The sequence below is a fragment of the Sphingobacterium sp. LRF_L2 genome, from assembly GCF_965644235.1.
GTDB lineage: Bacteria > Bacteroidota > Bacteroidia > Sphingobacteriales > Sphingobacteriaceae > Sphingobacterium.
Genome location: NZ_CBFFRI010000008.1, coordinates 134,233 through 159,133, shown reverse-complemented (window position 1 = coordinate 159,133; position 24,901 = coordinate 134,233). Strand labels below are relative to the sequence as shown.

Here is a 24,901-nt window from a genome sequence, read left to right as displayed (position 1 = left end):
ATAATATATTTGTCATACTATTTTAGATGAGTTACTTATCGTTTAATACTATAGGTTGCAACAGTTGAGGAACGATATAGGTATGTAACGTCTGCGGATTAACTACGATATCTGCATCTATTCCAAATATCGTATAGATATTTCGGGCGTTAAGGACCTCAGAAGGGGTGCCATCCATCATTTTTCGTCCGTTTTTCATTAAAAAGAGACGGTCGGCGTATTGCGCAGCAAGATTAATGTCATGTAATACGGCAACAACCATCCAACCCTTATTTGCTAAGGATCTAGCTAAAGAAAGTGTTTGATGCTGGAATTTAATATCCATGGCTGCAATAGGTTCATCGAGTAATAACAACGCATTTTGTTGGTTCCACAATTGAGCTAGAATACGAGCAAAATGCACGCGCTGTTTCTCCCCTCCGGAAAGATGCAATATGGAACGTTCCGAAAGATGATCTACACCGCATAACTGCATCGTAGTGGCTACGGCCTCTAAATCTGCGGAGGAAGGTTTAGCACTATAGTGAGGATATCGTCCCATTAAGACAATCTCTTCGACGGTGAAGTCTGCTGAAACATGGTGTTGTTGTGCCATGGTAGCTCGTAGTTTTGCAAGTGTGACTGGCGAGTATGATTGTAGATCTGCGCCGGAGAACGTGATTTTTCCCTCTGTCGGATTGTTCTCTGCATTTAGAAGTTTAATTAAACTCGATTTACCAGCACCATTTGCACCAAGGACAGCAACTAATTCTCCTGGTCGTATGGAAAAATTTATCCCTTTCAGGATATGGTGTTTCTTTATTGTATAGCTTAGATTTTCTGCAATAAGCATCTTGTATAAACTTAATATATCTTTTCTCTTATTTCCATTAAACCATAATTTTCTTTTTATCCCGAATCAAGATGTACAGGAATAAAGGCGTTCCCAATAATGCAGTTACAACTCCAATGGGTACTTCTGATGGGACGGCTATGGTACGTGCAATTAAATCGGCTAGGGTCAGAATTAGGCTCCCTAAAAGTGCTGATGCTGGTAACACATATCTATTATCAGAATTTCCAATCATACGCACGGCATGTGGAACGAGTAAGCCGACAAAACCAATTATACCGGAAACAGATACTGCGGCACCTACGGCTAAAGTAGCTAATACAATAACGCGAACCTTTACCCGATTGGGGCGTTGGCCAAGTTGAGCAGCTTCTTGCTCTCCCAAAGAAAATACATTGAGGGATTTTGCCAACATTGGAAGCCCGATCAGTACGAATGTAACAAATGGTAATAGGGTAAAGACGGAGGTCCATGTTGCCCCTCCCAAGCTACCTAACATCCAAAATGTAATGGATCGTAACTGTTGCTCGTCGGAAGCAAAGGAGATTAATCCGGTTAAAGATCCTGCTAAGGCGTTGATGGCGACACCAGCCAATATCATGGTTCCAATGTGCGGCTTACCATCGTATAAAGATATCCGATATACAATTAAAGTGGCTCCTCCTGCGCCGATAAATGCGGCGATTGCCAGAAGGTAGTGTCCTAGCAATTGGCCTAAGCTGACGAAAAGTAATGCTTCAAAAGCAATTACAGAAGCTGCTAAAAGAGAAGCTCCTGCTGAAATTCCAATTAAACCAGGTTCTGCTAGCGGATTGCGAAAAACGGCTTGTATTCCGGCCCCACTAATGCCCAAAGCGGCCCCAACTAATAGACCTAATAGTGTTCTTGGCCACCGCACTAAGTCGATAACACCAGTATACAGATCATCACTTGGAATGGAGGTAAATAAATTGAATTTATGCGCAATGCTTAACCCAACTTCTTTCAGTGGAATTTCAAAGGCTCCGAAGCTCAGTGAAAGTAAGATAGCAAATAGAAGTAAAATGCTTAATGCAAGGAATATTAATTTATTCTTCAAACTTTTCTAATTTTTAGATTCGTATAATTGCTGATTTAATGTTTTAATGGCTTCAGGAAGACGAGTAGAGAAATTAATTAGTAAATTTCCATCCATGGAAATTACATTTTTGTTTTTACCAGCACGCGTTAGGGATACTCCAGGCATACTCAAGACGGCATTCTTTCCACCTAGACTGCTGGTACCAAAGTCAAATAGCAAAAGCACGTCTGGATTAGATTTAATTAGCGACTCAGTGGTGTAAGGTTTAAAATCAGAAAACTGTTGTACTGCATTTTGTCCACCAGCGAGGTTGATAATTGCATCGATATGGCTTCCTTTACCTGCTACGCTCATTAGTCCAGCTCCCCGCGCATAGATAAACAAAACCTTTGGTTTTGTGCTTCCTTTTTTTAGATTGGCCTGCACTTGTTGCATATTTCGCGTAAATTTTTCGACCAAAGCTGCGGCCTGCTTTTCAGCCCCCAAGGCCGTGCCAACGTCCTTTATAAATCGTTCGGCTCCTTTGACAGTGTAAATTTGTTCGATGAGGATAACGCGAACACCTAATCGCTTCAACTTACTTTCAACCGCATAGCTTATATCTTTCGGATGTGCTAAAATGAGATCCGGTTTGAAGCTTAGTAAGCCTTCTAAAGAAAAAGTCCGATCACGGCTTGCTCTTGGTTTTTGTTTAATAGCTTGCGGAAATTCGCTGGTAACATCGACGGCGACGATGTGTGCTCCTTTTCCAAGAGCATATGCTGTCTCACTAAGTGCACCACTCAGTGTGATAATACGATGCTGAGCAATAGTAGTCTGTAGAAGCAGTAGATGCAACGTCACAGCAAGCAATCGAATCCAAATTTTCATATTTACTATATGTTTAACAAACTGTATGGGATACACACATTGTATACTCATACCTTAATCTAAAATAACGTATTGAAGGAGCTCCCTCCTTAATTTACCTGCAAAGGAATAATTAAATTAAAGCAAAAACAAGCTTTTATATAGACTGATTAAAAATAATACGGATTGCATATAAACTAATACGGATGTCATATAAACAATTTGACGAGGCTTGCCCAACTTTGTAGCATGATGATTAACTTAAAAATAAAAGAGGCTACAAAGCAGGCACATCAAGACCTGGAGAAGACAGTCGTATACCAATTAAAGAATGTGAGAACTGCAGCAGATTATGCAGAGGTGTTAAAGAATTTCTATGTTTATTTTAAAGCGATTGAACAAGCAATAGCCCCATTTATTACCAGTGAGGTTTTGCCAGATATTACACAAAGACGTAATTCATCTTATTTAAGAAAAGACCTAGAGGAACTTAACGCTGTTGTAGAAGAGATATCCGCACTGCGTTTACCGACGATAACGAACCTTGCTCAGGCTTTTGGTGCGCTGTATGTTTTAGAAGGGTCGATAATGGGAGGACCATACATTGTCCAGATGCTTAAAAAATATGGGATGGATAAAGGCTTTAATTTTTTCTCAGGATATGGTGAAGAGAGCGGTAAAATGTGGGAGGCATTTACTACTGTTTTAAATGGCATTCCAAAGAATGAAGCGGATGAGCATCTGATGTTAGAAGCAGCAGGTGAAACCTTCCGCTGTTTTGGAGAGGTATTTAGTCGTACAGAAGCTACGATGTAAACTGCAGACTTTTGATGGATACATCTATTCGCATTCTAGGAGCGTTGGCTGATCATGGCTATTTGGTCAGTCAAAAACGCCAAGTTATTGTCGCGTACTTATGTAGGCTTAGATCTATAGAAAATGTCGATGAGTTTTGGCTGGGCATACGCAAAGAACATGCTGTCAGTTGGGCGACGGTTCGGAATACTATTCGACTGTTGATTGAAATAGGCTATCTCGTTCCTAAACAGGGAAATAGCAACTACCAAGGGTTTGACTTGTGTTTTCCAGTGGCAAACTAAAGCAGAAATACAGAACGCATATAAAATAATACGGATTGCATATAAACTTTTCGAATAAGATTACACATTTTTGCAGCATGCTATTTAGAATTAATTTAAATAAAATCTTGACAATCGTTCTTGCTCTCTGTTTAATGAGCTGCAGTAAAGACGATGAGTTGTCCCAGAGCCTTGAGGACGGAAAGAGTACTGTTGTTTACGACTTGGCCGGAGATACGAAGGCTTCCATCGCGGAAGGAATAGATGGGAAGGAGCAACGTCCATTTTATACCTTTTTGTATAGTTTGGAACAAAAGAAGCAAATTTGGATCCATACGAAAGAAGATTCTTTACAATGGTTTAAAACAGATGAATGGGATTTAGCCTTTACAGGAAATTATAATGCCGATATACAGATAAATAATAAAAATTATACCGGCACTCCAGGTTATGAAGGTGAAATAGATCATACATCCATTATTCTCCTTAATCAATCTTATGATGCGGTTCAAATTGCTCCCACCGATGCAGAATTCGAGCAAAGTAGCCTTAGTACCATCGGAATTGCCCAAGATAGTAATTCTTCAGGTTGGTATACATATGATATGACGACGCATATTATGAAAGCGTATCCAAATCGAACCTATGCGTTGAGATTGGCCAGTGGTAAATATGCTAAGCTTCAGATCCTAAGTGCATACAAAGGAAATCCGCCGGCGGTAACTGATCTTTATTGGCCTGCGCCATATTTCACCTTTCGCTATTTTATCCAAGAAGACGGAAGTAGAGATTTGAGTACGAAGTAGTTTTTGATACTTGACATGAAAAGAAAAAATAAAACATACCCTAAATCGTTCCAAAAAGTTGTAGGAAGGGGGCTCCGGTTTCGATATCTATTTACCATATTTTCGGTCATTCTCTTCATGAGCTCTTGTGGTGAAGTATATGATCTGAATGGTTTCGATTGGGAACCTGAGCTTCCATTAAGCGATTCCGTATTCAATCGAGAGATACAAATTGTCAATTATTATGACGAAAGTACTGGTCAGAATTTTTGGGATAATAGTGATAGTCGTTATTTCAGTTTGGAGAGATTTTCTGCTATAAATCCTAATTACAAATCGACGAAACGTTGGGATATTGCTTTCAGCGGGATGTACATAACTACGAATAATGGAACAGCTCAGGGGTTAGGATATGGAAGCTCTGGACTAGGTGGAATCGCCATTCTAGATACTCCTTATAGCAAGTTAACCGAGGTGCCTGAAGATATTGTCTTTACCACACCTGGCAGCATAGGGCTAGATTACCAAGGGACAATGAGTTACGTCATAGGATATGCAGTCTATACTTATGGAGGTAATTTTGTCCGTCCAGATAAAGTTTCCAATTATGACGAGAATGATGCTAATGCTGCTGCGGAGGCTAATTTGTATAGGCATATGATTTATGGCTTATCTGAAGATTTGCTAAAAGCTTTTCCTGATGCAAAAAACTTGCAAAAAACAGCATTAAGACCGAGGACCATGCTATTGCGAACTGCTAATGGGAATTATGCAAAATTGGAGGTACAGTCTATTTACAAAGATACATTAGATCCCCTATTAATGAAAAGAGGGATACCTATTCCTTATTTAAGTTTCAGATATATGGTAATTAAGGAGGATGAAAAGAGATTTGGCTTTGTTGTACGCCAACCATCCTTAACTATCGATCTTTCAAGAAACGTAACAACTGTAGGAGAATAAAATTAAACAATTAATCAAATTTCACAATAATGAAAAATACTATATCCCTTAACAAATTCCTGTGGGTTTTGGCATTAGCGCTATTTGCCTCTTGCACAAAAACGGAATACCTAGAATACGAACAACAGCCCCTAAACAAAATTATAGAATTCAAGATTACAAACAGTACACAGGAACTTTACGGAGCCATCGATAACAATGAGAATACGATTAGGTTATATGTTCCGTTTTATCTGGGAGTAGATTTTCTTACCCCATCTATTACATTGGAAACCGGTGCTATACTGGTGGATGAAGAGGGTAATGAAATCAATTTAGATGGTGGTGTCGACCCTATTGCTATTGGTGATACGGCATACTATCATGTTCGTAGTGCAGATAGTGTAACAAGACACTACACCTTCATACAACAATATCTGCCATTTAGTGAAGCATTAACTGCGGGTTATACAACTTCGATGATTGACTCCGTTGCTAAAGCGGCTAGTGTCACCCAATATATTAATATCTATGGGAATTTCGCGTCAACGAGTACCAATGCTCGTTTTACATTCACAAATAAAGAAACGGGGGTGGAATACAAAAACTTTACGAGAGTCGTTAGTATGTCTCCAAGTGAAGCGTATTACACCATGGTAACAGAGATCGTTCCAGAAGCAATAGCCGGAGAATATGAGGTATCGGTTGAACATCAAGGACGTTCTACCAAATTACCAGACATGAATTTGACCTACAGTATGCCATATCCGACATTTTTTAGTTCATCCGCTAGCTACGCTATTGGTGATACCATAACTTTTACGCCTTCTTATGCGACGGCAGGAGGTGGCGGCGTTTATCTTGATCTCGATCGGATATATCTTCGTATTCTTAACACTGCGACTGTTCCAGCGGGCTTTAACACCGATCTATACGGAACAGAAATAGAATTTGAAATTGCTTCTGTAACCCGACGTGAAGTCAAAATTATTGTACCTGAAACATTGGCAACCGGAGTTTACGGTAGCACTTCCAACGCAATGGTTTTCTATTTCGACTATGCCGAAAGTACAGGTTGGGCTAAAGGCGTTAGGACAGGGGTGGTCAGTACACAGTTTTTAATTACCCCTAAATCAGAATAATTATATAATCTATCTATTTGACGAGGATTAATATATGTTTTACGCTTCGATCAAACTCTTTGGTAGTTCTACATAACGTATGTAACTAAAAATAATATGAAAACGATATACATAACTATAAACTTTTTCTTTTGCGCTATATTTTTCTTCTCAGCTTGTACAAAAACTGAGTATGAACAGACTAAGCAACCTTATAATGATATTTTAAGCTTTCGGATAGCGGGAGAGAATAGCGGCATTGATAGTCTTAGTGCGATCATAGCGGGAGATAGCATCTCTATCTATTGGGACCAGCTTATTGATGTGCCTACGCGTATTTCTCCAGTTATCAAACTTTCCGCCGGCGCGACGATCAGTCCAGCTTCAGGAGAAGCTGTAGACTTCTCTAAAAATACGGTCTATACCGTTACAGCAGAGGATGGAACTACAAGAACATTTAGATTAACACCAATATTTAATGTTCCTATCCCAACGATCAGTTCGTTTGCAGCATCCTCGCCTGTAGTTGCTTGGGGACATGCTATTTTATTCTCTTATCAAAATATGACCTTAAATAGCAAACGAGCTAATTATATTTTTGCTGGTGATGAACAGGATGGCGAAACCGTTAAAATATTAAGTACTTCCGCACGGGAGACAGTAAGTTATGCGTTAGAGACGGTTGTGCCTAAACATACGATAAATATCACGGGTGAATATTTCTTGACAGGCCAAGGTGGTAGCGATGATTTTCGTGTATTTATTCGTCGACTAACTGATGGTTATGAAATAGAAACTCCGATCGAGACTTTAAGTGAGAACTTAATAACTGCTCGCTTTCCGGATTATACGGCAGAATTAGATACGGGAAAGCATCAGCTTATTTTTCAAATGAACGGAAGGGAATTTCAAGGAAGTGAAATTAGTATTGGCGCGCCAGCTCCAGGCTACTTAAAAGGAGATTTTACATTTCACCAGCAAGGACAAGCACTACAGGTGGGCGATGAAATTAAATTCACTTTTGATAACATGCATGATGATTACGAGGGATCTGTTACGCGATTCTATGGATTGGATAAGGTGACCGCAATCGAGTATGTCTTTGCAGCTGACGGAGGTACAGGAGTAAGCTATGGTAATATAACTACTGGCAATTTCAGGCTTGAGGGTAATAGCTTAATTCATGAAGTTCCTTCTTGGATGAAAACCATGAACTTGGCTACGATGAAGTTACGTACAATATCTTTTGTTTATCCATATTCTGATAGACGTGGTACAACGGGTTATGTTGCTGCAAAGAAAGTATTTCCCATGCCTGAAAACGCCTTAATTATTGAGTAATATAAAAGCATAATAATCTATTTGGTTGCTGATGTGGTGTAAAAGCACATCAGCAATTAAAATATTATTTAAATCATGAAGAATATTCATCACTTTACATTCATTTTGTTGGTGGTTACCCTACTATCTTCCTGTTATAAACTGGAAGATTTGTCTCTCAATTATGAGGATGGTGTCAGTACAGTTGTTTACGACTTACCTGGAGATACCCTCGCTACAGATGGATGGGGCGACAATTACGAAGAAAATGATACTTATTTAAGGCAGCGCTATTACAATTCACGGTGGACGGACTCGATACGATTTGTTCCATATGGTGATGAGATTATTAATTCAGCGGAAGGCGTCGATCTGACCCAAACAGGTAAGACTGCTGATGAATGGAAAGCCGAGGTAAAGGCGCGTGAGGCCGCTATCAATTGGTTGAGTAATGCCTCGATTCACCCATCTAATGCCGCTAATAACGATGCTTATTTCAATACGGAAACACAATATCATTATATCCGTAGAAGTAATAATTGGTATCAAATGGAAATATTAGGTACTCGTGGAGTTGCTGAAAATGATAGTATTTACGTTAATTGGAGAGGATTTCTGTCTAGTCCTCCAAGTAATGCAAGTAAAGGATGGGCCTATCGTGATAATGAAAATTATCGCGTGTACATGCACAATGGAACTGCTTGGGAATTGATGGTAAATGACGCCAATTATAACGAAAATATAGATTTCATTCAGGTTGAATATAGCAAAAGCGGTAAAGAGGCTGGTATTTACAGTATGTTTCTTTTTCGTTTTGAAGATCAGTGGCAGCATTTTTTGCGGGATGCTGCAGATTCGTCTCGATTTCTGACAACCAATGAATGGGATCTTGCTTTTACAGAGGAGCTGAATAGTACGGTGTGGCTGAATAATGGACGTACAACTTTTGGCCCAGCTAAGGGAAGTCCGGTAACAAAATCGTCTTTGATCATGTACGAATACGGTTATGAATTTATGGACGAAGCTCCTGAAGATGAATTTTTTGATAATAGACCTGCTGATAATATGCAGATGGGAGGACGTACACAGTATACTGAAGGTGTTAATCCTTGGTTCGAATATGGGAGTACCTTTATCGCAAAGCCTTATCCTTACAGAGCTTACTACCTCAGGCTCGAACAATCTGATGGATCTTATCTTTATGGAAAATTGCAGCTCATATCCATGTATAAAGGTGCGCCAGAAGTTCTTACCGATCAGAATTGGCCGGCTCCTTATTTAACCTTTCGATATTTTATACAGAAAGATGGTAGTCGTAATCTAAAAACCAAAGATTAGTCGAATTGCTTTACGTGTTATTTTATTCCAAAAATGAAAATATATATCATTATTGTAGGTTTGTTGTTCGCTGTGTTCAGGCTAGAAGCACAAACAGTTCAATTGCAGGGACAAATCTACAACAGTAAAAAGGAAGTTATTCCAGGTGCCAATTTACGCATACAAGGAACCATGTCGGTGGTTCAATCAGACGAAAATGGTTATTTCAGTTTGCCGTTAAAAGATCAACAGAATATCCTCGAAATATCGGCTTTAGGTTACAAAAGTTTAGTTCGTAAGATTAGTCTTGCCGATGCTAAAACAACGCAGTACATTGTTTTAGAACACGATGAGCAAGCTATTGAACAGGTTATGGTACAGGGACGACGTGTTAATGCTAATATGGAAACGTTGGTCAAGCTCGAAAATAGTATAATGCCTGTGACGGTTATCGATAGACGTACTATTGAACTTATGGGTAGCCGTCGACTTGATGAAGTCGTCAAAGAGCAGACGGGTATTGCAATTGTCAATGATATCGGTGCAGGCGCTCGCGCCGTTGGTGTACAGATGCAGGGATTTGGTAGTGAATACATCCTCGTGATGATTGATGGACAACCAATTGTTGGGCGCAATAACGGAAATTTTGACTTATCGCGTATCAGTGTTGCCAATATAGAACGTATAGAAATTACCAAGGGTTCTGCTGCACTTGTATATGGCGGTGATGCGTTAGGGGGGACTATTAATGTAATTACCAAGCAAATAGTCCAAGACCCTCAAGTTGTGGTTACAGCAAATTATGGCAGTAATCAAACGATCGATCTGATGGCAGATGGAGAATCTCCTGTTCTGAAAAATAAGGGTACATTAGCTTTAGGTGGGAATTACTATCATACTGATGGTTTTAACACTTCACAGGGCTTGATACAAGGGAGTACGCTTCCTCCTTACGATAGCTATGCCGCTCATGGACGTTTTCGTTATATATTTGATACTAAAAATACAGTTTCCGTCAGTGCACGTTATGGTATGCGTAGAAGTTTTATGAACAAGTCGTTTGAAGGAACTTCTTACCAAACTGGCGATGCTTTGGATGAAAAGGATTTGAACCTTATGTTTAATTTCGATCATCGGTTTAATGATCGATGGCGTAGTATGACACGTTATTATTTTACCCGGTTTAACTTTGATAATTTCGTTTCATTAACGCAAGGAGATAGCTTGAGCCAAAGTACCTTTGGACAAGGTCTTCATCGCTTTGAACAACAGATATCTTATTCGATTCCCAATCGTTTGGATGTTATTACTGGCGGGGGAGGAACCATAGACCAGATTGATCAAAATATTCTGAGTGATGTCAATCAGATTAAGAATTACTTTGCTTATTCGCAAGTGAATTGGGACATCATTCCAAAATTAGAACTGACTTTTGGACTTCGTTACGACAAGATTATTGATTATGGATGGCGTTTGGATCCAAGTGCGGCAATACAATATAAGATTTTGCCCAATTTGACCGCGAAAATGGCTTACGGGACTGCCTTCAAAGCACCTGATATGAAAAAGCTATATCAAATTTCTTATGATCCAGGGATTAATAGTATGGTACTTGGTACTTATACAATGCGTAGTGTAATTAATTCCATGCGTGAAAGTGGTCAGGTTAGTCAATATGAATTAGAGCCTATTTATGATGAAATTAAAGACTTGGCGTTGAATGCAGAAATGAGTAAGTCTTATAATTTCAATTTGATTTGGGAATTGCCGAGTAGAAAACTTCGGGTAGAAGCGAGTGCTTTTTATCATGATATTAAAAATCAGATAAATAGAGTGTTGATTGGAACTGATGTGCAAGGGGGATTAATCTATTCTTTCCGGAATAACCCAGAGGCTTATTATCAAGGTGCTGATCTTTCATTTACTTACAAACCAATTGAAGATTTGATTATTAGTGGTGGTTATCAATACCTCATCGCCAAAGATAGAAGTATAGCTGCTGAGATTCGGGAAGATGGTAAATACTTCGACCCCTTGTTTGACCCGGTAGGAGGGACGGTGGATTATTCCCCATCTGCTAAAGATTATTGGGGAATGGAAAATAGATCAAGACATATGTTTAATGCAAGGGTATTTTATACTTACCAACCTTTGCAGTTGACTTTCAATCTGCGACTTAATTACAGAGGGAAGTACGGTTTTAGTGATTTGAATGATAATGGATATCTAGATCGATTTGACACATTTGTTCGAGGACATTACCTTCTGAATGCGGGGATTGAGAAAAAATTTCCTAAGCAGAATTTGGCGGTTAGAGCTTCATCGGAAAATATGTTGAATTTTGTTGATCCGAAAATGCCTTTTCAACCGGGACGTGTATATTTTGTAGGGATAACATACAACTTACATAAATAGTATAAGCTAAACGCTGCTATGTCTTCACAAAATTTTAATCGAAAATGATGATGGATAAGTTGTTCTTTGTACTCCTTCGATCTATAGTTTTTATGATAGCTACGCTGTTATCTATACTCGCTTATGGGCAAACAGGGAAATTCAAAGGTAAAATTGTAGACAAAGAAGGACTACCCTTACAGGGGATAATGGTTGAATTGGAGCCCGATAAGCATATGATGCAAACTGATTTAAATGGTCTATTCAATTTCAATGTGCTATATCCGGGCTTTTATCAAGTTGTCATCAACCACAATGACTATGAGTTGTTCTCCGATACAATACGGATTAATGTTGGTGAAACCGTTGTCAAAACGATTGAACTGTTACCAGCCGCGCGACATATTGATGAAGTTAAAATTACGCGAAATGCTCCTGAACTGGAATCACCGGGGCAGTTGCTCAAACTGAGTCGTTCGGCTATGCCGACACAAGTTATCACACGGGAAATGATTGAACGGATGGGAAGTCGGCGTCTTGATGAGGTGCTTAAAGAACAAACGGGTATCGCTATCGTCAGTAATATAGCTGGTGGGAGTCGCTCAACGGGGGTACAATTACAGGGATTTGGCAGTGAATATGTCATGGTTCTTATCGATGGCCAACCTATGGTGGGGCGTAATAATGGCAACTTCGATCTTTCGCGTATATCCGTAAGTAATATTGAACGTATTGAAATTATTAAAGGAGCTTCATCATGCTTATTTGGTAGTGATGCTTTAGGTGGTGCGATTAATATTATTACACGCTATGGTGCCGTTCAACCGCAAGGACAAATCGGTGTCCGCTATGGTTCGTTTGGAGTACTTGATGCTACGGTTGACGGTGAGACTCCTTTTGCAAGTGAACGTGGAGAGGCACATTTCAGTGCCAATTATTATAAAACTGATGGTTTCAATACCAATCCTTATTTATCCTCGGGTCAGTCAAGCCCCCCGTATAGAAATTTAGATCTCCAAACACGTTTGCGCTATCAACTCGCACGTAAAACATATCTGGGAACAACCATTCGGTACGGGATTCGGTTATCTGATATGACTAAAAATTGGGGTGAAGAGTGGCAATCTAGTGATGAGCAAGATGAGCGCGATTTAAACATCGCTCTCCATTTCGATCACACATTTAGGTCTGGACTAAGGAGTCTGAGTCGCTATTATTTAACTTATTATGATGTGGATCAAGCGACGCGGTGGCAGTCAAATTTAGGGAATACTGGAGAACTGTCATTCAAGCAAATGGTTCATCGTTTTGAACAACAGTTTTCAAAGAGTTACCGAAATGGAATAAATGTGACGGGAGGATTTGGAGGGAGCTTAGAAAATATGAAAGATCGTGCATTAGATAACACGGAACCCTTGTCTACGGCGTTCGCTTATCTTCAAGGAGATAAACGTTTGTGGGAAAAATTAGAGGTAAGGGGGGGATTGCGTTACGATCGGACGAATTCATATGGCGGCAAAATTAATCCTAGCTTTGGATTGCAGTATTACCTGAACGAAAAAATAGCATTCAAAAGTGGTATTGCTTCAGGATTTAAAGCTCCCGATTATCGGATGCGATACTTGGTGTTTTTCAATCCATCTTCTAGTTATCTTGTTGTTGGAAATGATGTGTTGCAGGAAACTTTACAGCAGATGCAAAATGCCGGAGAAATTAGTGAAATTTTCAACGTGGCGAATGACTTAAATCAAAACCTAAAGGCCGAAAAAAGTATATCATTGAATTATGGGGTTCAGTATAAACCGACTAATTCCGTTCAAGTGGAGACTAGCATATTCTACCATTATCTGAAAAACCAAATTGATGCGGTAGCTGTTGCAACGGGTACGCAGATTAGCCAGATCTATACGTATAGAAATTTACCGAAGGCGACGAATAAGGGAATTGAAATGAATTTACAATGGCAAGTTGTTTCTGATCTTAATGTACAGGTGGGGTACCAGTATCTTATCGCTAAAGATTTGAGTGTCAAGGATAGTATACGAGCAGGGAATTGGCCCTATAACCAAAATCTTCACAATCCGGCTACTGGAGAATCTTCTCCTCCAAAAGTGTCTGACTATTGGGGTATTGTGAATCGTTCTCGCCATATGCTTAATATTCGAGCATTTTATGAATATAAACCTTGGGATAGCAGGCTGTCGGTACGAGCCAATTATCGCGGAAAATATCCTTTTGCAGACTATAACAATAATCAATTTATAGATCGTTACGATAGCTTCGTACCTCATCATCTTTTGTTGAATGCTTTTATCGAGAAACGATTTATGGAAGGACGTATGCGTGTTTCTCTGTCTATTGATAATATAACGGATTTTAGACATCAATGGATGCCTGGACAACCAGGAAGATCGTTTATAGGAGGAATCTCGTACCAGTTTAGACGTTGAAAAAATCTGTCTTAAAAATGTTGCCTTTCTGTTTTTGAAAATGTGCTGAGAAGCAATATTCTATTTCCCTTTCCATATTAAGTTTTCTAAGCCTCAATGCGTTGTTATGACAATCTCATTGAGGCTTTTCGTGTTAGTAGCGATTGTTTAACAAATTATCCTTGTGATTTTGTTGAACTTATTACTAATGATACAGTATCCATGCTATGGAGATCTTTGTTTCGGAGTTTTATTACATATTTTACCCCTTTTATTACATAATAGAACAACTCTTTTGCCTCAGGATAATATTATACATAATTTGGTGTGTTGAACGTCTGGATGAGATGTTTGAAAATGAATAATTGGGGGTAAATAATTAGACCGAAAACCTAGAGATGCCGACGAGGAATCTCGATATTAACTGTTTTTGAAATACATAGTTTAGATCATATGAGGAAATTCAGAAATGTAATTTTTTATGTTGGAATCATTGGAGGGTTTTCCTTGCTGATGTATTGGATTATTTTGCAGGGCTATAAGTTAGAGGATGGCAAAGATATTGCTGTTCCGCAGGCTACGGATAGCCAGTGGCAGGATTTCTTGACTTCGCTGATTTATAATTTGAAACATCCTTTGGCCATATTGTTGGCACAAATTGTAACGATTATCCTCGTAGCTCGATTATTTGGGTGGATCTGTATGAAATTAAAACAACCTGTGGTTATTGGCGAAATGATAGCGGGTATTGTTTTAGGTCCATCTTTGATAGGGATGTATTTTCCCGAGTTTTCCGCAGCTTTATTTCCGAAGGAATCTTTTGGTAATCTGCAATTTCTAAGTCAAATTGGATTGATTCTTTTCATGTACATTGTCGGTATGGAAATCGATATGAAAATACTGCGGCGTAAGGCACACGATGCTGTCGTGATTAGCCATGCAAGTATTATTATGCCTTTTGTGATGGGATTAGGTTTGGCTTACTTTCTTTATGACCAATTTGCTCCAGCCAATGTCCAATTTCTCTCGTTTGGGTTGTTTGCGGGCATAGCTATGAGTATAACGGCATTTCCAGTTTTAGCTCGTATTGTGCAGGAAAGAGGGATCAACAAAACACGTTTAGGTACTATTGTGATTACCTGTGCAGCTGCTGACGACATCACCGCCTGGTGTATATTGGCTGCTGTTATCGCTATCGTAAAAGCGGGATCTTTGGGAAGTGCCGTTTATACTATCTTGTTGGCTATCGCTTACGTCATCGTGATGATAAAAGTTGTGCGACCTTTCCTTATCCGTATAGGTGAACTTAATGCCTCAAGAGAAAGCTTGAATAAAGGAATCGTGGCTATTTTCTTTTTGGTATTGATTTTATCGGCTTATGCTACGGAGGTTATTGGTATTCACGCTTTATTTGGTGCATTTATTGCTGGCGCAATTATGCCAGAGAGTGTGAAGTTCCGAAATATTTTTATAGAGAAGGTTGAAGATGTCGCATTGGTGCTCTTACTTCCGTTGTTTTTTGTGTTTACAGGTTTACGCACGCAAATTGGTTTGATTAATGATCCTTATTTATGGAAAATTACAATTTTAATCTTTCTAGTTGCGGTCATAGGCAAATTTGTGAGTAGTGCGCTTGCTGCTAAGTTTGTTGGACAAAGTTGGCGGGATAGCTTAGCTGTTGGAGCACTGATGAATACCAGAGGCCTGACGGAGTTGGTGGCTCTAAATATTGGTTATGACTTAGGGGTTTTGACACCAGAGCTGTTCTCTATGATGGTGATTATGGCGCTTGCGACAACTTTTATGACAGGACCTACATTGGATCTTATTGACTGGATTTTTAAGAGAAAATCAAAGACTTCGATAAAAGAAACGTCATTAGTTGAACATTTTAAAATACTGATATCATTCAGTAATCCTCTTACAGGTCGGTATCTACTTCGTTTAGCTGATAATTTAACGGAGAAAGGCAAAGATGAGGCGCAGATTACAGCGATGCATATCGTTGCTTCGGACAAATTGCATCATTTCGATACGGAACAACTGGAGCAGGAGAAGTTTCAGGTGATACTTGATGAGTCGAGGCAATTGGATCGTAGAGTAACCACGATGTTCAAAACCTCGTCAGATATCGACGCTGAAATTGTCGACGTGGCAAATGATGAAGATAGTTTTAATTTACTCTTAGTGGGGTTAGGTAAGTCAATCTATAAGGGGACGTTGCTCGGGAATGTTCTAGGGTTCACAACTCGTCTCATCAATCCAGAAACTTTGGTTAATACGGTTACGGGAAAGGAACAGTTGTTCCAAAGTAATAGTTTTGATGAAGGTTTGAAACAGATTGTTGCCAAAGTAAAGGTGCCTGTCGGGATTTTTATAAGCAAGAGTTTTACATCGGCAAAACGTGTATTGATTTACCTGCAAGAAGAGCAAGATCAATATCTTTTGGATTACGCTGAGCGATTGGTTCGTTTTAATGAAGCGGAAGTCAACATTGTATTGACTAACAGGATAACAAAAGCGGAAGAAATTGTCTCACGTTTAAAAAAGTTGGAATTGGAATATCCAGGGCAGATAGAAGTTTTGCAAGGAGAATCTAATATAAAAGATGCGGATCTTTCTGCTTACGATATTTTGATCCTTAGTCTAGATAGCTGGAAAAATACATTTGGAAAAAAGAATGAAGCTACATTGCGTACCTCTATGCTTATCATTTCTGCGGCTACAAAACGTTAAAAGATACATCTACCTCTAATTTATAAAACAAGGTGCCTTATGTACCTTGTTTTTTATTTTGGTATAGATAATAAAAAAGCCTCGCTTATTAAGTTGTATTTTTGTAGGTGTAGGTTGCATTTATTGCTGTATAGCTCGCATCGTACTTCTTACGAAATAGGAGATTTGTTTTGAGACAGTTATTTACATTAAAGAAGACAACGAGGCCTTGGCATCTCCCTGTTGTTGCTGGACTATGTGTTGGTATTCCGCTGTTACTAGGCGTATATTTTGATAATATAGCCGCAGGTAAGTTAGCTTCTGTCGGCGCATTGGTTATTCTCTATATGCAATCGAATCATTTAGCGAATCGACTGATGACGCTGATGATCTGTGGTTTCGGCTTTATTTTATCGTATGCGGTTGGCAGCGTTTTTTCTTCTGGGTATTGGTTGTTGCCTCCCGTTATATTGGCTGTTTACACCTTTGCGGTGCATTATGCATTATTTCAATTTAACCTCAATAAGCCGCCGGGAAATTTTTTCTTTACCATGCTAACTTCTATGGCTATCTCGACGCCGAAAGCTTTGGGTAGTATAGCTATTAACGTTGGGTATGTTGCATTAGGCGTCATGTTGGCTTGGACAATTGGTCTCTTGTACAGTCTTATGACCTTAAAAAGAGAACAGCAACCTGAAAAAGTTGTTGTTTTTGCTCAAAACAAGTATGTTAATATGACGGAATCCGTCATATTTGGTGTGACTGTGGGACTGGCGTTGCTGGTTGCTAAATTACTACATATGGAGAACCCTTACTGGATTCCAGTTTCGTGTATGGCTGTAATGCAAGGTGTTTCCTCGACGCATGTTTGGGAGCGGACGTTACATCGGGTATTAGGAACGATTATAGGTTTAGGATTAACGTGGATCACATTACAGTTACCGCTGACGATTTGGCAAGTTTGTATCTGTATTCTTCTGTTGCAAGCATTTGTCGAATTTCTTGTCGTTAGAAATTATGGTTTGGCGGTGATTTTTATCAGTATGCTGACAATCTTTTTAGCCGAGCCGAATATTTCGTTAACCCAGCAGTCCAACGTTCTTATTTATAGCCGGTTGGTTGATACCGTTATAGGAAGTGCAGTAGGAGCTGTGGGCGGGTGGATACTGTACAATAATACTGTTCACTTTTATTCCAGAAAGCAGATTCGAAAAACCTATGTGCGTCTCAAGAGAAGAAGGTAGCGCTACGTCATTAATTTTTGACAAGTTAAAGGGAATGTTTTACTGGACTGTCTATTAAATAAAAACCGGACTACTTGAATGAGGGGAGAAGATACGACTTTTGGCAAAATTTAATTTTATTATGAATTCACTTTTAATTCGAACGTTGTCTTTTTTGCCTTTGTTTGTATGTTGGATGGAAATGGTCCAGGCTCAAATTGTTCCCGATACCGTATATAAGCCTATTGGGGAAGTTATAATTTACGGTAATCGTCTACAGATTCCCTTTGAACAACAGAATCGTAATATTCAAATTCTTGATAGGCAACAAATAGAAGCATTGCCGGCGAAATCTATAAATGAATTGTTAACCTATGTTTCTGGTGTAGACATCCGGCAACGAGGCCCATTTGGTTCCCAAGCAGATATCAGTATAGATGGAGGTAGTTTTGAGCAGACCTTAGTACTTGTAAATGGGGTGAAAATGTTGGATGCGCAGACGGCCCACAATACCTTGAATTTGCCCATACCGGTTGATGCGATCGAGCGTATTGAAATCATTCGAGGCCCAGCGGCACGTTTATATGGAATTAATAGCCTGACGGGGGCTATCAATATCGTAACGCGTAAACCTTCCCATTCTGAAGTTCTTGCTCATACTTATGCCGGTACAGGTTTCAAAAGAGATACCTCCAATAATGACGAACTTTTCAATGGACGGGGAGTACAACTTGGGGGATCGCTTGTTGGGCGTTTGGGGCGACACGCTATTTATGGCAGTCACGAATCGGGAAACGGTTACCGATACAACACGGCCTTTCGTAACAACAAAATTTTTTATGAAGGTGAGGTTCCAACAAATGCGACAAGTGCCTTATCGCTTATGGGAGGATATGTAGATAGTGACTTTGGTGCAAATGGCTTTTATGCAGCTCCGGGTGATAAAGAGTCACAAGAGGTGGTGCAAACGATCATGGCAGCAATAAGTTACAGAACAAAACTATCCGAACGGTTTTCACTAACGCCTCGTGTAAGTTATCGCTATACTTATGACGATTACCGTTATTTTAGAAATGATTTGAGCCGCGCAAGGAGCCAACATTATGGGCATGCCCTTAACGCGGAAGTGAATAGTATTTACCAAACTAATATCGGCGATTTCGGCGCAGGAGTAGAAATGAGAAGGGAGACGATAAGTAGTTCTAATATAGGGGTTCACGATCGAAATAACTATGGGATGTACGCCGAATTTAAAACACAACGTATAGCAAATGTATTACTCAACGTCGGTGCTTATATCAATTATAATTCGGATTATGGATGGGAGGTGTTTCCTGGTATAGATCTCGGGTATAAACTCAATGACAATTGGCAAATTGTTGCGCACACCGGTACGGGGCAACGCATCCCTTCGTTTACGGATCTGTATCTCAACCAGACGGTCAATGTTGGAAACCCTTCTGTATTACCAGAAAGAGCATGGCATATGGAGGGAGGAATGAAATATTTGGGCGAGCATTTATCTGGTCAGGCTCGTTATTTTTATAGAAATATTCGTGATTTTATAGATTGGGTACGGTCAGGAGAGGATATGCCTTATCAACCACTTAATTTTTCTGGTAATCGTGTACATGGAATTTCATCAAATGTAAATTATCAGTTTTCAAAGCCTTCTGATCAACATCGTTGGTCTGCAGGTCTAGCCTACACTTGGTTGTCTCCTTCTATTGATCAGAATGATGCCGATGAGGTGAATTCAAAGTATGCTATTGAAAGTTTGCGTCAACAGCTTACAGGGAATATCAATTGGGGCTTTAAGGGGTTTTCTGCTACAGTAGCAGGACGTTTTAACGAACGTATTAGTTATAAAAGTTATTTTTTAGCTGACGCTAGATTCGCTTATCGGTTTAAGCCAATGGAGTTATATGTAGATGCTCAAAATATATTTAATATGACCTACATTGAAGCTGCTGCAGTACCTATGCCGGGTAGATGGGTTAGTTTAGGTGCGAGATTTAGATTTGTACCGTCGAAGAGCAATCATTCTTCGTTAAAGTAACAATAGTTACAGGCCAAGTTTGACCTTGCTATGAACGATCAAACTTGGTCTTCTTTTTTGTTGGTGCAATATCTGGTATATTGCGACGTTGGGTAAGATTAGGGGATAGATTGCTTCCTGTGATTAACGCACTTGAAGGTTGGTGAAGTTCGTATAAATAGACAGAAAAATAAGAATGCGAAAAGAAAATTCAACGAATACGCTTAACGATGTTCACATTACGGCGTCCTGCAATGCGCATCGTACGTTGAGGATGATTAGTGGACGATGGAAATTGTCGATCTTATTTTCAATTGATAGGGTGGGAAATAGCTTTTCTGAATTGAAGAAGGCTTTGCCAACGATAACCGATCGTGTGTTGGCAAAGCAGTTGACTGAATTAGTGGAAGACGGTCTGTTGTTTAAAACCAAAGGCAAGATTTCCTCTTCCTATCAATTTACCGACAAGGGATTGCGGATTTATCCTTTACTTCTTTCCTTACGTAATTTTAATCACGATGGCCCCTAAAATCTACAGCCTCTAAAAACTCGATTACTTCGCCATTTGGGCTAAATACTAAACTGTTGGTGACAGATACCTTTTTATTTTTGGCAATGAGATCTAAATGGGAAGTTCCCTTACTTAAGTCTTTTGCACCTGCGTCTATGGCGGCTAATCGAGCCTGCTCTGCATCTTGTACGATAAAGCAGATATGTAGAAGGGCGTTTTCTGTGATATCGTCATCGGCTGACCTTTTTCTTCCTTGTGTGGGCATGTCTGCATCCTTATCGCAAATTTCAAGGTGGACAGCAATAGAAGGTTGATAAAGCATAGCGCATCTTTTTAAATTAAAGTTTGGAAGCGACCATTCGTGTAGAATCTCAAACCCTAAAGTTTGATAAAAAGCAGTAGTTTGTTCAAAATCCTGAGCTTTTATGGCATAATGGTGGAAGCCAATAATATTTGTTGATAGTGTCATAATTTTTTTTGTAAACTTAGACAACGAAAACGCCAAAAGAAAGTACTTACTTTATTGTAAGTAAAAGTGAAATACAGGTTAGAGAAGTGCTTTTAAACATTATTTTTTTCGGCTGAAGCGTAGAGATAGAAAACTAGATTTCATCAATAGTTAAAATTCAATCGCTTTTTGCTCCAATTTATGTAAGATGTCCGAGAAGGTAAATTGCATATAAAAGTGAATTTATTTAGGTTTGTAAAACGGATTAATCTACAGAAGAAATTAGCAGAAAAATAGGACTATTGGAATGACGGATAGCGTGTACAAATTTAACTTACCGCAAAAAAAATGTTTTAACATGTATGTGGTTTTGTTCTCAGTCACGCTGTTAATACATTTGCTATTTCTTTTCCATGTCCATAGCATACCGTTTCCGTTATTGTATGGCCCTTTTATTTACGGAATGTACAAGCAAGTGAGGGAGGGAAATCGCAGAGGTAAATGGACTATACTGTTGCATTATATTCCTTTTGTCGTATATTTTGTTTGGAATTTGATCCTAAGGTTTGAGTTTCAATGGTTTTATTTTCAATGGTATTTGCCTTTCATGTCATTTTCTATGCTTAGTTATCCTTTGTATGTATTGTATCAAATGAGGTTAGCTTCGAGTGAAGACCTGCAGGTGCAGTTATTAAGACAGTTAATAGGATATGGGCTTGCTGTTTCTGTATTTATTACGCTCCTTATGTCAAGTGAATTTTTGGCCTTGGAGTTAGATATCAACCCTTTGCATGTTGTTGCTATTGCTATGCTTTTTGCTGTTATCTTACTTTTACATTTTTTATTTGTTAGAAGTAGGTTATCTACGGCTCAAGTGTATATAGAAGAGCAGCCTCTTCATCTCACTTTTTGGCATAACGAGAAAATTATTGAGCAATATGAAGAACGTCTTGTGGAATCTATGCAAAAAAAGAAAGTGTTTCTCAACCCTAAATTGACATTAGATGCGCTTGCTGAAGAGACGGGAATTTCAAAAGCACATATTTCCGAATATTTACGTGTTTATAAAAAAAGCAATTTTTATGAATGGGTAGCTTCTTACAGAATAACATATGCAATAGCATTGTTGGATTGCGAATTTCAACCATTAAAAATGGAAGCATTAGCGAAGGAAAGTGGTTTCCTCTCGAAGACGAGCTTTAATAAACATTTTAAGACACAGGTTGGTATCTCGCCTTCAAATTATCGATCGTCTATCGAATCAAGGTAAGATGCTTCTGTATTTTTTACATATTGCTACGATTATGCTAGCTTTGGTTGGCATTCACTTATATTGTATTCGAAAACAGCGCTCTTTGTTAGATAAAATCTTGTTGTTGTTTCTGTTGACGATCTTAATTCAAGCTATTCAAGGATGTGTGTTTCGAAACTGTACGGAAGAGAGGCGTATCTATACGGTACTGCCTTTTGGTCTTTTGTATGGACCGTTAGCTTATTTCGTCTATTGTGCAGCTTGCAATACCACGATTTTAAGACGCATATATTATTTTCATTTGATTCCTTTCTTTTTAGCCGTTACTATTTATTTCATATTTATCTCCAAGCGAAGGTTTTTTGGTGCATACGATATGTTTTATGCTATTTTTCTTTATGGAATGACGGGGATATCTTGGGCTGTTTATACGGTGGTCTTTCTGTTTCGAATACTGCAAGTATCGCATTGGTTGGATAGGCTTTACAAATACGGGATGCTTGTATTTGCATCATTATTTGCTTTGATGTTGCCACTTGCTATGCTAAAAATAGCCAATAGGAATGATGATGGAGCAACGATCGATATGATAATGGCGACCTTTATGTTCTTGGGCGTGGCTGCTGTATATTTGTACTTCGTCCGGAATATGCTTGTTCGTAAAGAATTTCTTGAATCGAAAATCTTGGAAAAAAAATCTGAGGAAGAGATGCTCCGATTTCCTGAGGTGAAAGAAATTCCGTCTGTTATAAAGATAAAAATAGACGCGTATCTGCAGGAAGGTAAATACCTTGAACCTGAGTTTAAACAGGAAACTATGGTGAAGGATCTCCAGCTTCCCAAATCCACTATTGCCCAATATTTTGTTCAATACCATGACGAGACATTTTCTAAATGTATCAATAGTATGCGTATTGTCCATGCTTGTCGTTTATTGCTCCATGAACAGCTGGATTATAGTATGGAGGAATTGGCCGCTCAGTGTGGCTTTAATTCCAGAGCTTCTTTTTACCGGAATTTTAGCAGAGAAATGGGATGTACCCCCCTGACTTACCGTGAAGTGAAATTGAAAAAAAATAATCCCTAATCTGTCTTTTCGGCTTTTGAGACACTTTTTCTTGTCTCAAATTTTTAAGTGAACAACAAAATTAAAAATGAGACAGTCGAAATCGGCGATGTTTTTGATATTTGAGCGTCCTAAGAATTTTGATTTCAATAACAATGTTTTAGGATACCAAATCTTTTTGATATTGATAAAATTGTGGGATAATATTCCACGGATCGGGGAGGGGACGTTGGAGAAAGCACCTGCTTTCTCAGGTATTGTTTCCATATAAATTCCATATCTAATCGGTATTTTACCGATTAGATTTTGGGATATTTTTTTAACCATATTCCTCTATACCTTTTTATTCATTTAACCCGTAATCAATTTTTTGATGATTACTTTTAAAGCTTCTTATTTGTGAAATTACATCCGCTTTTAGTGTTATCCTCAAGTGTAAAAATAAAATCTATAAAATTAGTAGACTTTATTTAAACTATTGTTATATTTGCGTTATCGTTACTCAATTGGTGTTGGCAACGATGGTATAACTATTAAATAAATTATCTCATGAATGCATTTGTTAACTTAATTACATCTTATTGTCTGAGGTTAATCGGCGACAGAAATTCCACATTATACTGTCGAATGTGTCTTTAGTAGACTTTTCTCTCTCTAAATATGAATGGAAGGGGGGAGCTGTTATTTCCCCCAACTGTTTTATTGATGTCTATTTTTTTTTCTAATAAAAAGAGTGTGAACAGCAAAATAGCGTGTTTTATTTACTAAATAACATGATAAGAAAGTAATGATTGAAACTACGGCCTATCAAAATACCGAAAAGATCATGCAAGGATGTATGGCTGTTAAAAAGAGTTAGTGCCTTATTTAATCATTACTATTCAAGGCTCTACGTTCATCATAGGGCCTTTTTTACAATATTTTTTTTAGAGAGAGGGGGCGTTCAGATGTAAATTGGGAATTTGGCAGGGAGAACGTGTTTGCGAACAGTTATTAATTCATAGAATGTGGTATGTTATATGATGACACAGGATATGTAAATCGACAATGAAAATGCAAAGAAATTTACTTGAATATTTTCCTGTTGTAGAGGTTGAGCTCAAAGGAAATGTTACGTTGTTCCATCTATTATCTATGATGGCTGAAGAATTAAAGATCCCTCATAGATTGTTGAAAGCGGAGGTTGAGTTTATAGACAACCTGAATTTCGGACATGTGATTTTACATTTGATGGGATCAGAAGAACAATTTGGTTTGGCATTCCAGTATTTTTTAAGAAATAAGATTGTGGTAGTTATAAAAGATTATATGCAAGTTGCATAATTTGTGGGTTGTTAAGGCTGTGTGTTTTTTGTCGTTTTTTATCGTCTTGAGATGCAGGTTTTGATAAAAAAATAAAAATCTATAAAATTAGTAGACTTTTTTAAAAGTATTTTTATATTTGCAGCATCGTTGATCAATTGGCGTTGTTGACGAATTGAAAAATAAACACATTAAACTCTTTATCAGTATGTTGAATT

The 24,901-nt window shown here is 38.6% G+C and carries 21 protein-coding genes; 17 read left to right on the top strand and 4 right to left on the bottom strand.

Going from position 1 to position 24,901, the window contains the following annotated elements:
* Positions 1 to 31: 31 nt before the first annotated feature.
* From ACSZOX_RS16805 to ACSZOX_RS16795, 3 genes are read right to left on the bottom strand one after another with little or no spacing between them, the layout of a single operon-like run.
* Positions 32 to 832, bottom strand: coding sequence for a heme ABC transporter ATP-binding protein (locus ACSZOX_RS16805; protein ID WP_437921305.1), 801 nt, complete (start codon positions 830 to 832; stop codon positions 32 to 34).
* Positions 833 to 869: 37 nt separating this feature from the next.
* Positions 870 to 1,910, bottom strand: coding sequence for a FecCD family ABC transporter permease (locus tag ACSZOX_RS16800; RefSeq protein WP_437921303.1), 1,041 nt, complete (start codon positions 1,908 to 1,910; stop codon positions 870 to 872).
* Positions 1,911 to 1,916: 6 nt separating this feature from the next.
* Positions 1,917 to 2,762 carry a heme/hemin ABC transporter substrate-binding protein gene (locus tag ACSZOX_RS16795; RefSeq protein ID WP_437921302.1) on the bottom strand — a complete coding sequence of 282 codons (846 nt, stop codon included), beginning with the start codon at positions 2,760 to 2,762 and terminating at the stop codon, positions 1,917 to 1,919.
* Between the two features lie 228 nt (positions 2,763 to 2,990).
* Between ACSZOX_RS16795 and ACSZOX_RS16790 the strand changes: the two genes are divergently transcribed.
* The 13 genes from ACSZOX_RS16790 (at position 2,991) to ACSZOX_RS16730 (ending at position 20,633) form a co-directional block, all read left to right on the top strand.
* Positions 2,991 to 3,557: a biliverdin-producing heme oxygenase gene (locus tag ACSZOX_RS16790; RefSeq protein ID WP_437921301.1), complete on the top strand. Its 567-nt coding sequence runs from the start codon at positions 2,991 to 2,993 to the stop codon at positions 3,555 to 3,557.
* Between the two features lie 14 nt (positions 3,558 to 3,571).
* Positions 3,572 to 3,841, top strand: coding sequence for a hypothetical protein (locus tag ACSZOX_RS16785; RefSeq protein ID WP_437921300.1), 270 nt, complete (start codon positions 3,572 to 3,574; stop codon positions 3,839 to 3,841).
* A gap of 77 nt (positions 3,842 to 3,918) precedes the next feature.
* A complete protein-coding gene (locus tag ACSZOX_RS16780) occupies positions 3,919 to 4,626 on the top strand; it encodes an HmuY family protein (RefSeq protein WP_437921299.1) in 708 nt (235 codons plus the stop codon).
* Positions 4,627 to 4,641: 15 nt separating this feature from the next.
* Complete coding sequence (locus ACSZOX_RS16775) at positions 4,642 to 5,568, top strand: HmuY family protein (RefSeq protein ID WP_437921298.1); 927 nt, start codon at positions 4,642 to 4,644, stop codon at positions 5,566 to 5,568.
* A gap of 29 nt (positions 5,569 to 5,597) precedes the next feature.
* Positions 5,598 to 6,689: a hypothetical protein gene (locus ACSZOX_RS16770; protein WP_437921297.1), complete on the top strand. Its 1,092-nt coding sequence runs from the start codon at positions 5,598 to 5,600 to the stop codon at positions 6,687 to 6,689.
* Between the two features lie 96 nt (positions 6,690 to 6,785).
* Positions 6,786 to 8,009, top strand: a complete 1,224-nt coding sequence (locus ACSZOX_RS16765; RefSeq protein WP_437921296.1) for a hypothetical protein — start codon at positions 6,786 to 6,788, stop codon at positions 8,007 to 8,009.
* Positions 8,010 to 8,084: 75 nt separating this feature from the next.
* Complete coding sequence (locus ACSZOX_RS16760) at positions 8,085 to 9,326, top strand: hypothetical protein (protein WP_437921295.1); 1,242 nt, start codon at positions 8,085 to 8,087, stop codon at positions 9,324 to 9,326.
* 33 nt (positions 9,327 to 9,359) lie between these two features.
* Entirely contained in the window at positions 9,360 to 11,720 is a 2,361-nt protein-coding gene (locus ACSZOX_RS16755) for a TonB-dependent receptor (protein WP_437921294.1), read from the top strand.
* A 44-nt stretch (positions 11,721 to 11,764) separates the two neighbouring features.
* A complete protein-coding gene (locus tag ACSZOX_RS16750; protein WP_437921292.1) occupies positions 11,765 to 14,149 on the top strand; it encodes a TonB-dependent receptor in 2,385 nt (794 codons plus the stop codon).
* Between the two features lie 432 nt (positions 14,150 to 14,581).
* On the top strand, positions 14,582 to 16,864 hold the full coding sequence (locus ACSZOX_RS16745; protein ID WP_437921291.1) for a cation:proton antiporter: 2,283 nt from the start codon (positions 14,582 to 14,584) through the stop codon (positions 16,862 to 16,864).
* A 170-nt stretch (positions 16,865 to 17,034) separates the two neighbouring features.
* Positions 17,035 to 18,087 (top strand): FUSC family protein, encoded by a 1,053-nt coding sequence (locus tag ACSZOX_RS16740; protein ID WP_437921290.1) that lies wholly within the window; start codon positions 17,035 to 17,037, stop codon positions 18,085 to 18,087.
* Positions 18,088 to 18,208: 121 nt separating this feature from the next.
* Positions 18,209 to 20,125, top strand: coding sequence for a TonB-dependent receptor plug domain-containing protein (locus ACSZOX_RS16735; RefSeq protein ID WP_437921289.1), 1,917 nt, complete (start codon positions 18,209 to 18,211; stop codon positions 20,123 to 20,125).
* Between the two features lie 175 nt (positions 20,126 to 20,300).
* Positions 20,301 to 20,633 (top strand): winged helix-turn-helix transcriptional regulator, encoded by a 333-nt coding sequence (locus ACSZOX_RS16730; protein WP_437921288.1) that lies wholly within the window; start codon positions 20,301 to 20,303, stop codon positions 20,631 to 20,633.
* On the opposite strand, the gene ACSZOX_RS16725 is transcribed toward ACSZOX_RS16730, so the two are convergent.
* Entirely contained in the window at positions 20,614 to 21,084 is a 471-nt protein-coding gene (locus tag ACSZOX_RS16725; protein WP_437921287.1) for a VOC family protein, read from the bottom strand. The genes ACSZOX_RS16730 and ACSZOX_RS16725 overlap by 20 nt on opposite strands.
* Positions 21,085 to 21,715: 631 nt before the next feature.
* Here ACSZOX_RS16725 and ACSZOX_RS16720 point away from each other — a divergent pair.
* From ACSZOX_RS16720 to ACSZOX_RS16705, 4 genes are all read left to right on the top strand, one after another.
* Complete coding sequence (locus tag ACSZOX_RS16720; protein ID WP_437921286.1) at positions 21,716 to 22,333, top strand: helix-turn-helix domain-containing protein; 618 nt, start codon at positions 21,716 to 21,718, stop codon at positions 22,331 to 22,333.
* Between the two features lie 85 nt (positions 22,334 to 22,418).
* A complete protein-coding gene (locus ACSZOX_RS16715) occupies positions 22,419 to 23,402 on the top strand; it encodes a helix-turn-helix domain-containing protein (protein WP_437921285.1) in 984 nt (327 codons plus the stop codon).
* A 67-nt stretch (positions 23,403 to 23,469) separates the two neighbouring features.
* Entirely contained in the window at positions 23,470 to 23,652 is a 183-nt protein-coding gene (locus ACSZOX_RS16710; protein WP_437921284.1) for a hypothetical protein, read from the top strand.
* Between the two features lie 776 nt (positions 23,653 to 24,428).
* The gene (locus ACSZOX_RS16705) at positions 24,429 to 24,704 is read left to right on the top strand and encodes an NIL domain-containing protein (protein ID WP_437921283.1); all 276 of its coding nucleotides are present in this window, start codon (positions 24,429 to 24,431) and stop codon (positions 24,702 to 24,704) included.
* The last annotated feature ends 197 nt before the right edge of the window (positions 24,705 to 24,901 follow it).

What these genes read in the sequence shown, in the direction of transcription:
- ACSZOX_RS16805 (WP_437921305.1), bottom strand. Translation starts at nt 832, where the DNA reads ATGCTTATTGCAGAAAATCTAAGCTATACAATAAAGAAACACCATATC.
- ACSZOX_RS16795 (WP_437921302.1), bottom strand. Translation starts at nt 2,762, where the DNA reads ATGAAAATTTGGATTCGATTGCTTGCTGTGACGTTGCATCTACTGCTT.
- ACSZOX_RS16790 (WP_437921301.1), top strand. Translation starts at nt 2,991, where the DNA reads ATGATGATTAACTTAAAAATAAAAGAGGCTACAAAGCAGGCACATCAA.
- ACSZOX_RS16785 (WP_437921300.1), top strand. Translation starts at nt 3,572, where the DNA reads ATGGATACATCTATTCGCATTCTAGGAGCGTTGGCTGATCATGGCTAT.
- ACSZOX_RS16780 (WP_437921299.1), top strand. Translation starts at nt 3,919, where the DNA reads ATGCTATTTAGAATTAATTTAAATAAAATCTTGACAATCGTTCTTGCT.
- ACSZOX_RS16775 (WP_437921298.1), top strand. Translation starts at nt 4,642, where the DNA reads ATGAAAAGAAAAAATAAAACATACCCTAAATCGTTCCAAAAAGTTGTA.
- ACSZOX_RS16770 (WP_437921297.1), top strand. Translation starts at nt 5,598, where the DNA reads ATGAAAAATACTATATCCCTTAACAAATTCCTGTGGGTTTTGGCATTA.
- ACSZOX_RS16765 (WP_437921296.1), top strand. Translation starts at nt 6,786, where the DNA reads ATGAAAACGATATACATAACTATAAACTTTTTCTTTTGCGCTATATTT.
- ACSZOX_RS16760 (WP_437921295.1), top strand. Translation starts at nt 8,085, where the DNA reads ATGAAGAATATTCATCACTTTACATTCATTTTGTTGGTGGTTACCCTA.
- ACSZOX_RS16755 (WP_437921294.1), top strand. Translation starts at nt 9,360, where the DNA reads ATGAAAATATATATCATTATTGTAGGTTTGTTGTTCGCTGTGTTCAGG.
- ACSZOX_RS16750 (WP_437921292.1), top strand. Translation starts at nt 11,765, where the DNA reads ATGATGATGGATAAGTTGTTCTTTGTACTCCTTCGATCTATAGTTTTT.
- ACSZOX_RS16745 (WP_437921291.1), top strand. Translation starts at nt 14,582, where the DNA reads ATGAGGAAATTCAGAAATGTAATTTTTTATGTTGGAATCATTGGAGGG.
- ACSZOX_RS16735 (WP_437921289.1), top strand. Translation starts at nt 18,209, where the DNA reads ATGAATTCACTTTTAATTCGAACGTTGTCTTTTTTGCCTTTGTTTGTA.
- ACSZOX_RS16730 (WP_437921288.1), top strand. Translation starts at nt 20,301, where the DNA reads ATGCGAAAAGAAAATTCAACGAATACGCTTAACGATGTTCACATTACG.
- ACSZOX_RS16725 (WP_437921287.1), bottom strand. Translation starts at nt 21,084, where the DNA reads ATGACACTATCAACAAATATTATTGGCTTCCACCATTATGCCATAAAA.
- ACSZOX_RS16720 (WP_437921286.1), top strand. Translation starts at nt 21,716, where the DNA reads ATGAGGTTAGCTTCGAGTGAAGACCTGCAGGTGCAGTTATTAAGACAG.
- ACSZOX_RS16710 (WP_437921284.1), top strand. Translation starts at nt 23,470, where the DNA reads ATGAGACAGTCGAAATCGGCGATGTTTTTGATATTTGAGCGTCCTAAG.
- ACSZOX_RS16705 (WP_437921283.1), top strand. Translation starts at nt 24,429, where the DNA reads ATGAAAATGCAAAGAAATTTACTTGAATATTTTCCTGTTGTAGAGGTT.